General features: G+C 52.8%; 11 protein-coding genes. 4 read left to right on the top strand and 7 right to left on the bottom strand.

All coding sequences use genetic code 11. The features are described from left to right. Positions 1 to 3: 3 nt before the first annotated feature. The 3 genes from sstT to HX773_RS03940 form a co-directional block, all read right to left on the bottom strand. Positions 4 to 1,251: a serine/threonine transporter SstT gene (gene sstT / locus HX773_RS03950; RefSeq protein WP_176970525.1), complete on the bottom strand. Its 1,248-nt coding sequence runs from the start codon at positions 1,249 to 1,251 to the stop codon at positions 4 to 6. 232 nt (positions 1,252 to 1,483) lie between these two features. Next, the gene (locus HX773_RS03945; protein WP_176970524.1) at positions 1,484 to 2,455 is read right to left on the bottom strand and encodes a TerC family protein; all 972 of its coding nucleotides are present in this window, start codon (positions 2,453 to 2,455) and stop codon (positions 1,484 to 1,486) included. Between the two features lie 258 nt (positions 2,456 to 2,713). Further along, positions 2,714 to 3,700, bottom strand: a complete 987-nt coding sequence (locus HX773_RS03940; RefSeq protein ID WP_176970596.1) for a Gfo/Idh/MocA family protein — start codon at positions 3,698 to 3,700, stop codon at positions 2,714 to 2,716. Between the two features lie 139 nt (positions 3,701 to 3,839). Between HX773_RS03940 and HX773_RS03935 the strand changes: the two genes are divergently transcribed. Beyond that, positions 3,840 to 5,528: a chloride channel protein gene (locus HX773_RS03935; protein ID WP_176970523.1), complete on the top strand. Its 1,689-nt coding sequence runs from the start codon at positions 3,840 to 3,842 to the stop codon at positions 5,526 to 5,528. Here HX773_RS03935 and HX773_RS03930 read toward each other — a convergent pair. After that, positions 5,525 to 6,025, bottom strand: coding sequence for a M48 family metallopeptidase (locus HX773_RS03930; RefSeq protein ID WP_101762916.1), 501 nt, complete (start codon positions 6,023 to 6,025; stop codon positions 5,525 to 5,527). The genes HX773_RS03935 and HX773_RS03930 overlap by 4 nt on opposite strands. 81 nt (positions 6,026 to 6,106) lie before the next feature. On the opposite strand from HX773_RS03930, the gene rlmG reads away from it, so the two are divergent. Continuing rightward, positions 6,107 to 7,225, top strand: coding sequence for a 23S rRNA (guanine(1835)-N(2))-methyltransferase RlmG (rlmG, locus tag HX773_RS03925; protein ID WP_176970522.1), 1,119 nt, complete (start codon positions 6,107 to 6,109; stop codon positions 7,223 to 7,225). Here rlmG and HX773_RS03920 read toward each other — a convergent pair whose 3' ends face one another. The 3 genes from HX773_RS03920 to HX773_RS03910 all read right to left on the bottom strand — a co-directional run bounded on the left by HX773_RS03920 (position 7,226) and on the right by HX773_RS03910 (position 13,916). Further along, entirely contained in the window at positions 7,226 to 9,229 is a 2,004-nt protein-coding gene (locus tag HX773_RS03920; protein ID WP_176970521.1) for an NADPH-dependent 2,4-dienoyl-CoA reductase, read from the bottom strand. A 322-nt stretch (positions 9,230 to 9,551) separates the two neighbouring features. Further along, positions 9,552 to 10,175 (bottom strand): response regulator transcription factor, encoded by a 624-nt coding sequence (locus HX773_RS03915; protein ID WP_176970520.1) that lies wholly within the window; start codon positions 10,173 to 10,175, stop codon positions 9,552 to 9,554. A gap of 99 nt (positions 10,176 to 10,274) precedes the next feature. Then, positions 10,275 to 13,916, bottom strand: a complete 3,642-nt coding sequence (locus HX773_RS03910; RefSeq protein WP_370463584.1) for an ATP-binding protein — start codon at positions 13,914 to 13,916, stop codon at positions 10,275 to 10,277. 472 nt (positions 13,917 to 14,388) lie between these two features. On the opposite strand from HX773_RS03910, the gene HX773_RS03905 reads away from it, so the two are divergent. Together HX773_RS03905 and idnD are read left to right on the top strand one after the other, a co-directional pair. Then, on the top strand, positions 14,389 to 15,090 hold the full coding sequence (locus HX773_RS03905) for a response regulator transcription factor (protein WP_176970519.1): 702 nt from the start codon (positions 14,389 to 14,391) through the stop codon (positions 15,088 to 15,090). A 170-nt stretch (positions 15,091 to 15,260) separates the two neighbouring features. Further along, positions 15,261 to 16,292 (top strand): L-idonate 5-dehydrogenase, encoded by a 1,032-nt coding sequence (gene idnD / locus HX773_RS03900; protein ID WP_176970518.1) that lies wholly within the window; start codon positions 15,261 to 15,263, stop codon positions 16,290 to 16,292.

The raw sequence follows: 16,292 nt of genomic DNA, 5'->3' as shown, positions 1-16,292 counted from the left end.
ACCTTACTCCGATTCTGACACCGTACGACGCGGCTCGCGCTCGGCTTCGGCCTGGCATACAGCCGCGGTAAACAGAATATCCGTCGAGGAGTTCAGCGCGGTCTCGGCGGAATCCTGCAGCACGCCAATAATAAAGCCCACCGCCACTACCTGCATCGCCAAATCATTCGGAATACCAAACATGTTGCAGGCTACCGGGATCAGCAGCAGCGAACCGCCGGCCACACCGGATGCGCCACAAGCACACAGCGACGCCACCAGGCTCAACAGAATCGCGGTTGGAACATCCACCGAAATGCCCAGCGTATGCACCGCCGCCAGCGTCAACACGGTAATGGTGATTGATGCGCCAGCCATGCTGATGGTGGCACCCAGCGGGATCGACACGGAATAAGTGTCTTCATCCAGATTGAGACGCTTCGCCAGCGCCATATTCACCGGAATGTTGGCCGCTGAACTGCGGGTGAAGAACGCGGTGACGCCACTTTCACGCATGCAGGTAAACACCAGCGGATAAGGGTTGCGGCGAATCTTCTGGAACACCAGCATCGGGTTAATCACCAGCGCCATAATCAGCATGCAGCCGAGCAGCAGCGCCAGCAGATTGGCGTATTCCCACAGCGCATCGAAACCGGTTGAGGCGAGGATGGAAGCCACCAGACCAAAAATCCCCAGCGGCGCACAGCGGATCACACAGCGCACGACCCAGGTCGCGGCATTCGACGCATCATTAAGAAACGCTTTGCTGCTTGGGCTGGCATGACGAAACGCCAGGCCCAATCCCAGCGCCCACACCAGAATGCCGATGTAGTTGGCGTTCATCAGGGCTTCAATCGGGTTCGACACCATGCTCATCAGCAAGCCGTGCAGCACTTCGGTAATACCCGACGGCGGCGTAATTTGCGTGGCACCGACGTTCATCGACAGCGTCTGAGGGAACAGATGGCTGAAGATCACCGCCACAACCGCAGCAAAGAACGTGCTGAGCAGATACAGCATGATAATCGGGCGGATATTGGTTTTCTGTCCCTGCTGATGGTTAGCGATCGAAGAGATCACCAGCACCAAAACCAGCAGCGGCGCGACGGCTTTCAGCGCACGCACGAACAGCTCGCCCAGCAAGCCAACGGCCAGTGCGGCATCGCGTGAGAACCACGCCAGCGCCACGCCCGCCACCAGGCCGATCATGATTTGTTTTACCAGGCTTCCTGCGAACAGCGCGCCCAGACGTCCAATAAAGTTGTTTTGCATATCACAGTCTTTTTATATTCGCGGTCATGAGTATTGTGCGCGGTTCCACCACGCACAACGGTTTGCCCGGCGGAGTATAAGGAAAAGAGCTTATGAGGAAAGAGATAATTCTGTGCATGCGCAGCAGATCGGTTTTTTGATCTGCTGATGATGGGAAGTGTGACAGATATATAAAAGGTGAAGGTTGCCACTGGCGAAACAAAGCAGGGGCGATTAGCGCCCCTGCAGAAGATTATGGTGAGATCTTCTTCTGGTCGTTTCTGTGGTTCACCCAGGCGTTGATCAGCAGCGTACCGCCGAGGATCACACCCACCACCGCCAGCGAGATGCCGACGGGAATGTGATAGAACTCGACGATCAGCATCTTGATACCGATAAACACCAGCACAATCGCCAGGCCATATTTCAGCATCGAGAAACGCTCCGCCACGTTAGCCAGCAGGAAGTACATGGCGCGCAGACCGAGAATCGCGAACAGGTTTGAGGTCAGCACAATGAACGGATCGGTAGTCACCGCGAAGATAGCGGGGATACTGTCCACGGCGAAGATCACATCGCTCAGTTCAACCATGATCAGTACCAGCAGCAGCGGCGTAGCAAACAGTACGCCGTTTTTGCGGGTGAAGAACTTCTCGCCGTCCAGGCTATCGGTCATGCGCAGATGCTTGCGCAGCCAGCGCACCACCGGCTTGTCGCCCACCGTGCTGTCATCTTCCTCTTTCGCCAGCGCCATTTTCAGGCCGGTGAACAGCAGGAAGGCGCCGAATACGTAAAGAATCCAGCTGAACTGGGTAACCAAATAGCTGCCAGCGAAGATCATGATAGTACGCAGCACAATTGCGCCCAATACGCCATAAATCAGCACGCGGCGCTGCAGGTTGGCCGGTACAGCGAAGTAGCTAAACAGCATTAGCCAGACAAAGACGTTATCCACCGCCAGCGCTTTCTCTAAAACGTAACCAGTGAGGAAAGCGAGGGTTTGCGCGGTGGCGACTTCACGCCCGGCGGTGCCGTCGAGATACCACCAGAAGGCGGCGCTGAACAGCAGTGAAACTGACACCCAAATCAGCGACCAGACCGCTGCTTGTTTGAATGACATGGTTTGTGCGCCGCGTCGGCCCTGTAATAGCAGGTCGATCGCCAGCATGATGAGCACTACGACAGCGAAGCTGCCCCAAAGTAACGGTGTGCCAACTGAGTGCATAGTCGTATCCTTTTCCAGAAATAAAAAAAGCGGCTGAAGTCAGAAGACGTCAGCCGCTTTGATCGTGCTGCAAGCAAACCTCGCCTTCCGGCAAGGTCTCACTTACAACTCAGAATAGATTCCGGGTTGCCTGACGACCGGATGCGTAATGCATCGTAATGACGATCAATCAGCTTACAAGTTACTCCCCTTTGCAGCGCTCAACATACGGAGTTCGATAATCGCTTTCAAGAGGGCCCTGGAAATGTTTTGCAATATTTACATTTCAGCCTGATCCGCCGGGAATACCACGCCGGTCTGGCGGCGAATTTCCGTGAGCAGCTGCGCCGTAATGCGTGAGGTATCTAGCGCCGCATGCTCAACTTCACCGGCTTCCACCAATTTGGCAAAGGTTTCGGCTTCATACAGCATGGTGTTGATATGCTGCGGCTGCGTCAGGTTTTGGCTCTCGCCACCGCGCGGGATAAAGCGCAGTTGCTGGCATTCGGAGATCTTTTCAATCACCAGCGATCCCGCTTCGCCCTGAATTTCACTTGGGATCAGTGAATCGCTGACCTTTGAGTGCAGCAGCGTGACATCAAAATCGCCGTAGCCCAGCACCACCACGCCATGCGCATCAACGCCACTTTCCAGCAGGGAAGCTTGCGCTTTGACCTGCTGCGGTGCGCCCCACAAGGTGACGGCGGCGGCGAGGCAGTAAAAGCCGATATCCATGATCGAGCCATTCGACCAGCGAGGATTAAAGGTATTCGGGTTTTCGCCATCCAGATAGCGCTGATAACGTGAGGAATACTGGCAATAGTTGATCAGGGCTTTACGCAGTTTGCCCAATTGCGGCAGCGTTTTTTGCAGTTGCAGGAAGGTTGGCAGACTGGCGGTTTTAAAGGCTTCGAACAGCACCACCTGATGCTGGCGCGCGCAGGCAATCATCGCCTCAGCTTCACGCAGGTTAGACGCCATCGGCTTCTCGCAAATCACATGCTTGCCGTGCGACATAAACAGTATCGCCTGCTCACTGTGCAGCGCATTCGGACTGGCGATATACACCGCATCGATCTCACTGCTGGCGGCAAGTTCATCCAGAGAGGTGAAGGTCAGCTTGCAGGGATAATCCACCACAAAAGCGTCGGCCTGCTGCTGATTACGCGAATAGACGCCGCTCAGCTTCATCTTGCCGGTTTCATGTGCGGCGTCGATAAACTGGCGGGTAATCCAGTTGGTTCCCACGATGGCGAAACGAATCACGTGCTGCTCTCCTGCTAAAGTAAAACGGCAGAGTAACATGTTCATCTGAGCGCCAGGCAGGCGAAATTTGATCCTGAGATCCGCATTCCAATATGATGATGCCGCACAACTTTTTAACCGACTTAGCGGGGACGCGCGGGTGAGTGGAAGTAAACATGCTCTGAACTGGACCACATTACTGATCGCCATCCCCGTTGGATGCGTGGCCTCGCTGGTGACGCTGGCCTTTCGCGGCGTGATCGAATTGATTAACCATCTGCTGTTCAACAGTGACAGTGAAATCACCGTGGCGATGCATGTCTGGCCGTGGATCTTCTGGCCGCTGCTGGTGGGCGCGGGCGGCGTCGTCGCCGGTTTTTTCCTGCGCTATGCGGTGGCGATTGAGAAACAGGAAACCGTGCAGACCGATTATCTGGAGGTGATCAACGCGCGGCTCGATGCGGTACCGACCAAAACCTCGCTGTTCCGTGCGCTGTCGTCGATTGCCAGCATCGGCAGCGGCGCGTCGATTGGTAAAGAGGGGCCGATGGTGCAGCTATCGGCGCTGAGCGGCAGTTTAATCGGGCGCTGGCTGCCGAAATCGCTCAATCTGCGCAACAGCGATATCGTGGCGATGGCTGCTGCTGCCGGGCTTTCGTCGGTGTACCACGCGCCGCTGGCGTCGGCGATATTTGTCGCGGAAATCGCTTTTGGCATCTCGGCGCTGCAACGTTTGATTCCGCTGATTGTCTCGTCGGCGGTGGCGGTGATGACCATGTGGTCGTTGGGTTTTCGCAGCGCGCTATATCCTTTATCCGAAGCGTTGTTCCAGATGGATATCAGCAGCTTGCTGATGACGCTGCTGATTGGTTTCGTCGCCGGTATCGCCGGTTGGCTGCTGATCAAACTGATTGCGCGCAGCAAGGCGCTGTTTGGTCGCGTGCGTTCGCTGCCGCTGCGGCTCGGCGCCGGTGGATTAGCGGTGGGCTTTCTGGCGCTAATCTCCACCGATATTCTCGGTAACGGCTACGAAGTGATCGTGAAAATCATTGATGGCCAATATGTTTTGATGGGTTTACTGGGATTGCTGGTGTTGAAAACGCTGGCGACCACGCTGTCGGTTGGCTCCAACGCGGTGGGCGGGCTGTTTACCCCTTCATTATTGATCGGCGCACTGCTCGGCGTGGCGCTGGCGCAGATGGGTGTGATGCTGCATTTACCGGTCGGCAATACCTTGCTGTATGCAGCGATCGGCATGGCGGCGGTGCTGGCGGCGGTCAGTCAGGCACCGTTAATGGCGATGTTGATGGTGCTAGAGATGACGCTGAATAGCAGCCTGCTGTTCCCGATCATGATCGCGTCGGTTTTAGCGTCGATGGTGGTGTATCGCCTGCAATCGTCCAGCACTTATCCGGTGGTGAGCAGCCATTTCAGTCGTTCCGAAGCCAAGTATGATTTCGATAACATGCGCGTCGACCAGTTGATCATTCCCGGCGCGGCGCTGCAGCCAGAAGAGTCGGTGGGACAGGCGCTGGCGGTGAGCTCACTCAAGCGGGAACGTTATGTCTATGTGATTAATAGCGAAGGGCAATTTCTTGGCGTGGTGTCGATCCACGATATCTCACGCAAGGTATTGTCGCAGGAGATCACGCTGCATTCGCCAGTCAGTAGCGTGATGGACAATAATTTTCCCTGCATTTATCAGAATCAAAGCATGCGCGAAGGCTGGGAAGCCTTTGCCCGCGTCACGCTTGAGCGCTTGCCGGTGCTGAATAATCCGCAGGAGCGCCGTTTTATGGGCGCACTGACCAAAACCAGCCTGATTCAAAAAGCGCAAGAATTTCTTTAAGCCGCGTTGCCGCGCATCGCCTGGTCGGTCATCCACAAGCGGGCGTCAAACTCGAGCTGGTGATAATCCGGTTCCATGTGACAGCAGAGTTGGTAAAACGCTTTGTCGTGCTCTTTCTCTTTCAGGTGCGCCAGCTCGTGCACCACGATCATGCGCAAAAATGCTTCCGGTGCGAGGCGGAAGAAGGTGGAGATGCGAATCTCCGCTTTGGCTTTGAGATTGCCGCCTTGCACGCGCGAAATCGCCGTATGCAAACCCAGCGCATGCTTCATCACCTTGATCTTATTGTCCCAAATCACTTTGCTCACCGGCGGCGCGCTGCGCATATAGCGGTTTTTCAGCGCCTGCGTGTAATCATAGAGCGCGCGGTCGCTGACAATATTATGCGTATCGGGATAGCGTTGCTGGAGAAAGGCACCTAAGCGCTCATGTTCGATCAGCGTCTGAACCTGCTCGAGGATGTTTTCAGGGTAACCCTGCAGATAGATTAATGACATTGGGATTCCCGGCGAAAGACAGTATACTGCGCCCCCTTTTTAGGGCGAAAATCGCGCAAAGTGTACCACGCCGGAGATTCCATGAGCCAACTTGAACTGACCAATCGCACGCTGACGCTGCACCGCTTCCCGCCAATGCGTGAGGAAAGCCCGCTACAGGCGTGGGATTCCGCCGATGAATACCTGTTGCAGCAAGAGCTGCCTGAGGGACCGGTTTTAGTGTTCAACGACAGCTTTGGCGCGCTGACCTGCGGGCTGGGCGCACGTCCGGTGTGGCACGTCAGCGATTCGCTGCTGAGCGAACAGGCGGCAAAACAGAACCTGCGTCTCAATGAGATGGATGAAGATCAGGTGCACTTTATCGACAGCCTCGCGCCATTGCCGGCCGCGCCGGCGGTGGTGATGATCAAAATCCCCAAAGCGCTGGCGCTGCTCGAGCATCAACTGCGTGCACTGCGCGAAGTGGTGACGCCGGACACGCTGATTCTGGCGGCGGCGAAAGCCAAAGATATTCACAACTCCACGCTGCAACTGTTCGAGCGCATCCTCGGCGAGAGTAAAACTTCGCTGGCGTGGAAAAAAGCGCGTCTGATTTACAGCCGCTTCACTGCGCCTCAATTAGCGGATCAGCCTGCGACCACCGTTTGGCCGCTGGATGATTCTGAATACCAGATCCACAACCACGCCAACGTGTTTTCCCGCGCGTCGCTGGATGTGGGCGCACGCTTCTTTATGCAGCATCTGCCTTTTGACATTGAAGGTGAGATTCTCGATCTGGGTTGTGGCAATGGCGTGATTGGCTTGCTGGCGCTGGAACAGAATCCGAACGCGGACGTGCTGTTTTATGACGAATCCTACATGGCGGTGGCATCAAGCAAACTGAACGTGGAAGTGAACCGTCCGCAGGATATGGCGCGCTGCCAGTTCCGCGTTAACAACGTGCTGAGTGGCTTCCCGTCCGATCGCCTGCACGCGGTGCTGTGTAACCCACCGTTCCATCAGCAGCACGCGGTGACCGATCATCTGGCGTGGCAAATGCTGCGCGATGCGAAACGCTGCCTGCAGTATGGCGGCGAGTTGCGCATCGTTGGCAACCGCCACCTCGGTTATCACGTCAAAATGAAAAAGTTGTTTGGCAACTGCGAGCTGGTGGCGTCCAACGCCAAGTTTGTAGTGCTGCGTTCGGTCAAACTGCGCTGATTACACACTCAGCGCCAGTTCGGTCGCCTGAGCGATGGCGCGGCGAGCATCCAGCTCCTGCGCCACATCCGCACCCCCAATCACACGTACGGATTTGCCACGCGCGCTGAGCTGGTCCGCCAGCAGGCGCAGCGGTTCCTGTCCGGCACAAATCACCACGTTATCCACCGCCAGCGTAATCGCTTCGCCCTGATGACGCAGATGCAGTCCTGCATCATCAATCTGCAAATATTCGACGTCGCCCCACATCTGTACGCCGTGCGCCTGCAGGCTGGCGCGGTGGATCCAGCCGGTAGTTTTCGCTAAGCCTGCGCCTGGCTTGCCGGATTTGCGCTGCAGCAGCCAGATTTGCCGATCGGCGGGCTGAGGCTGTGGCGCAATCAAACCGCCACGCGCCTGCAGGCTGCGGTCGATGCCCCAGCTTTGGTAAAAATCGTCATGGCTGGTTTGATGCAGCAGAAACTCGGCGGTATCAAAACCAATGCCGCCCGCACCGATAATCGCCACGCGTTTTCCCACCGGTTTTTTATCGCGTATTACGTCGAGGTAACTCAGCACGCTGGGATGATCGATGCCAGGAATCGTCAGCTGGCGCGGCAAGATACCGGTGGCGATGATCACTTCGTCAGCGGCTTCCAGTTCGTCTGCGCTGACGCGATGTTCCGTTTTAATCGTCACGCCTGCGGCAGAAAGTTGGTGACGGAAATAGCGCAGCGTTTCACTAAATTCGGCTTTCCCGGGAATCTGTCGGGCGATATTAAACTGCCCACCAATTTGCGCATCGGCTTCGTATAGCGTGACCTGATGGCCGCGCTGCGCCGCCTGCAGCGCGAATGCCATACCCGCGGGCCCCGCGCCAATTACTACTAACTGCTTCGGCTGTTCGGTGGCGATGACCGGCATCAGCGTTTCGTGGCAGGCGCGCGGATTAACCAGGCAAGAGGTGACTTTGCCGACAAAGATTTGATCGAGGCAGGCCTGATTACAGGCAATGCAGGTGTTGATGGCATCGGGCTGGCCGGTTTCGGCTTTACGGACGAAAGCCGCATCGGCGAGGAAAGGGCGCGCCATCGAGACCATATCGGCGATGCCATCACGCAGAAGTTGTTCTGCAACATCGGGATGGTTGATGCGATTAGTGGCGATGACCGGCACCGATACGCGGTCACGCAGATGCTGCGTGACCCAGGCAAAACCGGCGCGCGGCACGCATGTGGCGATGGTCGGAATGCGCGCTTCATGCCAGCCAATGCCGCTGTTAAACAGCGTTACGCCGCACTGCTCCAGCGCTTGCGCCAGCGATAGCGTCTCTTCCAGCGAGCTGCCGTTATTGACCAAATCGAGCATCGACAGGCGGAAGATAATAATGAAGTCGCTGCCGACGGCATCTCGCACCGCTTGCGTCACGGCTAAGGCAAAGCGCTGGCGTCGCGCCACATCGCCGCCCCAGTCATCATCACGCTTATTGGTATGCGCTACCAGAAACTGGTTAATCAGATAACCTTCCGAGCCCATGATCTCCACGCCGTCATAGCCGGCCTGTTGTGCCAGTTTGGCGCAGTGCGCGAAGTCCTGAATGGTTTGCTGAATTTCTGCATCGCTGAGCGCTTGCGGCGTAAAAGGATTGATTGGCGCCTGTAATGCCGAGGGGGCAACCAGATCGCGCTGATAGCTGTAGCGGCCGGCATGCAGAATTTGCAGCGCAATTTTCCCGCCTTCTGCATGCACCGCATCAGTGATGACGCGGTGCCAGTCGCACTGACTTTCCTGGTTGAGAATCGCACCGCCTTGTGCAACCACGCCTTGCGGGTTGGGCGCGATTCCGCCGGTGACAATCAGCGCCACGCCTTCACGCGCGCGCTCAGCGTAGAACGCCGCCAGACGCGCTGCGCCCTCGTCGTGTTCTTCCAATCCGGTATGCATCGAACCCATCAGGAAACGGTTTTTGAGTTGGGTGAAGCCCAAATCCAGCGGAGCGAACAGGCGGGCATAATGTTCAGACATGATCACATACTCAGAAAGTGGTCGGATGAGTGAACTCTAGCGGGATTTTGCAGGGAAGGAAGTGTGTGGCGTTCAGCCTGTGAGAAGCATCAAAAAAAAGCAGGGCGGTAAGTCGCAGACGAAAGTATAGGATTCCTTTCGGCAGGCACGGGAAGAAACCTACTCGCCCTGTAATAGCATGAAGAAGGGGCTAATAAATTAGCTCTGTGGTTATTAATTTCTGTAAAACTCAATCTATTTTAATACTGTCCCGGGTTAGGACGAGGCAGATCATGCCACGCCATAACGCTATTAATCAGCAAGACTAGTCTTGATTTTTCTTTCAACACGCACCATTGCGACGTGCAAGTTCGATAATGTCGACCAAATTCTTTGATTCCAGTTTCTGGAATATTTTAGTTTTATAAGTACTGATGGTTTTATTATTAAGCCCTAACTCGGAAGCGATGATTTTATTTGATTTCCCCTGTGCGAGTTGTCGTAAAATTAAATTTTCACGTTCTGTCAGGCGAGAAAGCATATCTTGCTCATTCGCATAGCGCTGGCGTTTGTCCAGAATATCGCCCGGCAGATAATTCACATTGTTTGATACACAACCAATAGCGGCGATCAGCGTTTGAATAGGATCGTATGTTGATACGAACCCGTTCGCTACCTGACTAAGAGGCTGTATAGAAAGATGATTGTTTCCACCCTGACTGATTAGTATGACCTTCATCCATGTTTTGGATTTAACGATGTCACGTAAAAAAGCGATGCCATTTTTTTCTTTAAAATCAGGATCTAATATAAGAATATCGATGTGATGATGAATAATGTCATCAATACCATCGTTAATTGTGTGTGCAGTAGTCACACAATTAAATCCATTCATTAATAATAAAGCCTGCACGCCGGCGGCAACCAAACGATGCTCATCAACGATGAGGATTTTTGCATTAAACATATCTCTCCCTTTAACGGCACCGTAATGATGACGCTGGCGGCCATTATGTCCGGCTGATTAATAGGGCGAACCGAGAAATGTCTCGATAAGATTATGATTCTATAAATCTTGCTGATTTTTCAGGCGATGTTTCTCAAATTCTTGCAAAGACTCATTAACACGTTTCATTTCCTCGACAATCTGCTGAATTAACGATTGAGGATCGAGAGCTTCCTCTTGGTGCTTCTCCAACTTGCGGCCCAGTTCAGTCAGGGTTGGAGCATTTAGCATTGCTGCTCCTCCTTTTAATTTGTGACCCAGCTGCGACAGGGCGCTGGCATCATCTGTTTGCTGAAGTGATGCCAACAACTCATCGTGGCTGGTTCGTATGCTGTTGAGTAAGACCAGACAACCTTCACTATCCTGTTCGGCCAATTGTGTTAACAGCTGCGGGAAAGAGGAGATACTCGCTGGCAGCGGCGCCTGGATTTCTGGTTTTATGGCGCTGCGCCGGGTACAACGTGCAACCTGAGCAAGTAAGCTCTCTAAATCCAGCGGCTTGAAAAGACAATCGTTCATTCCCGCCTGAAGGCAGCGTTGCATAATATGCTGCTCAGCCGATGCGGTCAGGCCGAATAACATGATCGGTGTTAACTGATGCTCATGCTCGTATTGTCGTAGCGCTTCAGCGAACTGAAAGCCGTTCATACCCGGCATATTGCAGTCTGTGATAATGAGGTCGAAACGTAGCGGATCCTGCTGCCATAACGTCAGTGCTTCAGCCGCACTTTCACTTACCATGACTTGATGCCCAGCCAGTTCCAGCTGCTTGCCAAGTAGCAATCGATTGGGGGCGTGATCGTCAATGATCATCACGGAGAGCTTGTCGGATATCAGCGGCTGCGACAAATGAGGCTGTGTTTGATCCTGCGGTTCACCGGGCAAAGCACGAAAATAAAAAGAGAACACCGCGCCTTCACCTGGCGCACTTTCCACAATCAGCTCACCATCCAGTAAATGCGCCAGATTACGACAGATGCTCAACCCTAATCCGGTGCCAATTTGCTGCTGCTGACGATCGCCTACCTGCACAAAAGGTTCGAAGATGGCGTGCTGTTGGTCTTCCGTCATGCCACAACCTTGATCGCTAACTTCAATCACGAATTCACAACCTTCCTCCTCCTGTGCAATGCCCTGCATCAGCACAACAGTGACAGTGCCGTAATCGGAAAACTTAATGGCATTGCTCAATAAGTTAGAAAGGATTTGGTTGAGCATCAATGGATCTGTCTTCACCCAGTAAGCGGCAATATCCATCTCTACCCGCAGTTCAAGCCCCTTAATCTCTGCTTTATTACGGAATAGCGTAACCGCTTGATCGAGCACATCGGGAAGGTAGACCTTTTCCAGCGTGGGTTGATAAAGGCCGGACTCGATTTTCGACAAATCGAGAATATCGCCAATCAATGACAGCAACGCGCGTGCCGAATGGTATGCAACACGGATGTTCTCTGAGAGTGAATCAGCCGGTTGTAAGCGAGTTTCTAACTCCAGTAAGCCAATCATGGCATGCAGTGGCGTGCGGATTTCATGGCTCATGCTGGCAAGAAATTCACTTTTGGAGCGGTTGGCTTTATCGGCCACATCTTTGGCGAGCTGCAACTCCTGCAGCAATGCATTGCGTTCAGTGACATCCAGCCAGCCGCCAATGACGCCTGCCACATCACCGTGCCGATCGCGAAACGGCAGCGTCCAGTGATAAAGCTGGAATGTCAGCTGTTCAAACTCCATGTGTATGTCGCGTATGACGGCTTCGCCATCCAGCAAGGTTTTCTGATAGCCATCTTCAATATTATGAATACTGGCGTTATTACCTGTCAGAACGTCCGAAAGTCGTTTCCCAATGACCTCTTCACGCCGAAAATTCATAAAGCGCAGATAGGCATTGTTGCAATCAACCAGCCGGGTTTGTTTGTCGCGAATATACATCGCAACCGGTGAATCATTAAACAGCGTATGAGTGAAATTGAGCTGATTTTTTAACGCATTTTCGGCCTGAATACGTTGCTGAATAACCTTACGCAGATGGCGGTTCCACAGCAAAATAAGCGCGATCAAACCGGTTGATACCGAAACGATCAGCAAGATAATTTGTTTATAGTTCTGCCATGAAGCACTCAGGAACGGCATATCTGCCTGACGCCATTGCGCCAGTAATTTGAACATCGTTTCCGGCGGGATTGCGATTAATGCTTTATTGAGGATGCTAACCAACATTTCATTACCGGGCTCAACGCGCATGACAAAGCGTGCCGGCTCTGCACCCAACGTCGTTTCAATAATAAAGTCATCCGCATAATGGTTATGGAGCAAGTAATCCGCAAAAATTTTTGGCAGCACGACCGCATCAATTTCATGCGCCTGCAAATCATGTAAAGCCTGCAAAGGGTTATCGCTGAAGGAAAGGTTGAGATGGGGATAATGCAGCAGCATCCAATCTTTCATGTGCCGGTTGTTCAGCATCAGAGCAGAACCAAAGGGGAAAGGATCCCGAGCCATGATATTACGTGGTCGCTTATGGCGAATAATGACCCAATGTGAAACCAGCCATGGTCGGGTTACCAACTCAGGCGACATTTCATGGTTATGGATCTCTAGCGCATACAAACGTGGAGAATTTTTCGCTGTGTAATCGCCGCTACTTTCCTCCTGATCTACTGGAATGAATGTCATCCCACTCTGGTTGGTAATTAGACCTAAGACATCAATAATCATGCCGCGAAACGGCATGCTGCCGGTATGACTACTAAGCGGAGCCAGGGTTTGCGGTAGGGCGGTAATGATATGCTGGTGTTCATCCAGCCATTTCTCCTCTTCCTGCGTCAGTGCAAGCGGATTGCGCTGCAGCACATGATGCGTATCAAGCTGCCAGCGCTTGGCTATTTGCATACGAATGGAAAGAGGAATTTGTGTTAAGGCAAGATTGATTGCATCAGCCAGTTGCGGATAACGCGGGCTAATGCCAAAGCTGACATTCATCGCGAGAGCGTGGTCATCTTTGGTTATTTCTAACGCATTAGCGAACATGAAGCGGTTGAGGTGCGTAAGAGTGGCGGCGCTGCCCCAGACACGCTCAGTTTGACCATAAACGGTTGCGGCGACAGCATCGTAGTAACCTGGAAAGCGAACTAAAAGGTCGCTTTGATAAGTCTCTTCCAAATGCGCCCGCAGCAATGCTGAACCCGACCAGGCCAGGCGATGAGGTTCATCATCATTTTGTGTATCGTTCTGTTCAGATTTAAAACCGATTGCTGCGTAATCCAACATCCAGGGTTCGCTGGCGATCAAGGGTTGCTGCCCGGATGAGGATGGCTGAGCTACATGGAGCGCTAGTAGATGTATTTCTCCACGGGTCACGGCTTCCTGCGCTGCGCTGTGGCTGGCGTAATAATGGAGTTCTACCGTGGTATCCAGCATATTTTGAATCAGCGAAAGATAATCTGCGCTTACACCTTCAAATCGCCGGGTATCCATATCCATAAACAGAGGCGGTTGAGGTTGTCCTGCGACAGCGACTTTAAGTATCTGATGACGAAACTCGGAAGGAATAGGCTCAGCTAATTGCAAGGCAGGTTGAGCAGTATCATATCGCGCCAGTAATTGCAGTTTTTGCTCTGATGCCATTAATGAACAAGAAAGCAGAGCCAAAAAAAACAAGGCTGCCAAACGGAGATTATTGATGTGAATTAGCACGCTGCTCACTTGAACATATTCATTAATGGCTGTAAGGAATGTGGAGTATAAAGATATTGTTGCCTTTCGCTCGCTCTATTCTTTTACTGCGAATATTTTGCGACCATTCTCAAATATTTGATTTTTAGCGAAAGAGTGTCTGTGATGGTGATGTTACGATATGATGCTCATTTATTAGCTTATTCAGTTAGTTAGATTGCTCATTTTCTTTCAAGACAATTCTTATGTGGTCTTGTTAAGGAGTTAAGTCAGACTTTTCCCACTTTTACGTGAGCAGGCAAGTAAGAATCTATCACGGTAAAAATATAAACCTAAAGGGGCATATAAAAATGGCCGCTGTTAGGGTGACTCTATCAATTAGAATTCTGATGTTGTGAAGGCTATTCTTTCACAGCTGTTGTAATCGACACCATTTATTTATTGAAGCGGGTGTGACAGTCAGAATTGGACAAAGTTAATGCTGTAATAAAGGAATAAATAAATGGTATATGCACACAATAAACAAGTGCGTGTGGCTGTCCTTGATGATCACCCAATGGTTCGTACCGTTTTCGAGTTGTGTTTAAAACATGAGCCCGATATTCATTTGGTTGGAACCTGGGCTTCAAGTAATGAATTATTCAATCAGCTAAGAAGTACCGTGGTGGATGTGCTGGTACTGGATTTCCTGCTGGGTGAACGTGAACTGGATGGTTTGGCGCTGGTGAAGCAACTGCGTAATCACTATCCACAGCAAAAAATTCTGATCTCCTCATCCATGGAGAGTCCGGCGATTGTCAAAATGGTGCTAAGCGCTGGCGTGAAGGGCTTTATTGGTAAAAGTCATAACATGCAGGAAATTACCCATGCGATTCGTCAGGTGGCGCAGGGACGTTTGTTCTTGTCTAAAGAAGTCGCCTACGAAGTAGAAAATCTCTATGTCATGAGCGAAGAGTCGCTGGATGACACCCTCGATTTCAGCAGCAAAGGCAACATGTATGAGAAGGTGAAAACCCTCAGCCCGCGTGAAGTGGAAGTGGTGCGTTGTTTTCTCGATGGTTTGAGCGTGTCGCAAATTGCCGTGAAGTTTAAGCGCAGCCGTAAAACGGTGAGCGGGCAGAAACAATCGGCACTGAAAAAACTCGGCTTGCGCTCCGATTCTGAGCTGTTCAAATACAGCCACGACCTGATGTCAGGTTATTAATGTTCTTCACGGGCGGCCACTTACGGTCGCCTGTTTCCTCTTCTGCATCACAGACTTCACGTTCCAGGTAACACCTTTCCGTAACATGTCTCCAGGTGATCTTCATCACAGTTTTAAGCCGCATAACCCGGTCTGATGGCCTCCATTGCGACAGCACTTATGGGGACGTTATGAATATCGAAACGCAATCCGGCGTCATCACCGGAAAAAAACAAGTCAGCGTTGCACAACAGCAGGTGAAATGGGACGGCAAAGGTACGTTGGTGCGCATCACACGCGGCGGCATTTGTGGCTCCGATCTGCATTACTATCAGGAAGGAAAGGTCGGCAGTTTCGAGATCAAAATGCCGATGATCCTGGGCCACGAAGTGATTGGTTATGTGGTGGAGAGCGACAATCCAGCACTTAAACCCGAGCAAAAAATCGCGGTAAATCCCTCTAAACCCTGCGGCGCGTGCAAATATTGCCAGCGCGATCAGGAAAACCAGTGCACCACTATGCGCTTCTTCGGCAGCGCCATGTATGTGCCGCACGTTGATGGCGGCTTTACCCAATACAAAGTGGTGGATAGCGCGCAATGCGTACCGTTCCCGCAGGATGCCGACGAAACGGTCATGGTGTTCGCTGAGCCGCTGGCGGTTTGCATTCACGCCACGCAGCAGGCAGGCGATCTCACCGGCAAGCACGTTTTTATCTCGGGCGTGGGTCCGATTGGCTGCCTGATTGCGGCGGCCGCCAAAGCGCGCGGCGCGGCTTCTATTGTGTGCAGCGATATCAGCGAGCGTTCACTGGAGATGGCGCAGCAAATGGGCGCAACCGATGTGATTCATGCCGCGGATGGCGACTTCGCGCCTTATCTTGCCGACAAAGGCTATTTCGATGTGGCATTTGAAGCCTCCGGCCATCCTTCTTCACTGCAGCGCTGCCTCGATGTGGTGTGCGCCAAAGGCACGCTGGTGCAGGTTGGCATGGGCGGCACCATTCCCAATTTTCCGATCATGGCGCTGATTGCCAAAGAGATTAATCTGGTCGGATCCTTCCGCTTTACCCATGAATTCAACACCGCCGTCGAGTGGCTGGCCACCGGCGTAGTAAACCCGCTGCCGCTGTTCAGCGGTGAGTTCGCCTTGCAGGATATTGATGCCGCGCTGCAGTTTGCCGGCGATAAAACCCGTGCCGCTAAAGTCCAGTTAACCTTTTAA

Source organism: Pantoea sp. B9002, from assembly GCF_013385945.1.
Taxonomy (GTDB): Bacteria; Pseudomonadota; Gammaproteobacteria; order Enterobacterales; family Enterobacteriaceae; genus Pantoea.
This window is presented reverse-complemented; position numbering and strand designations above follow the sequence as displayed.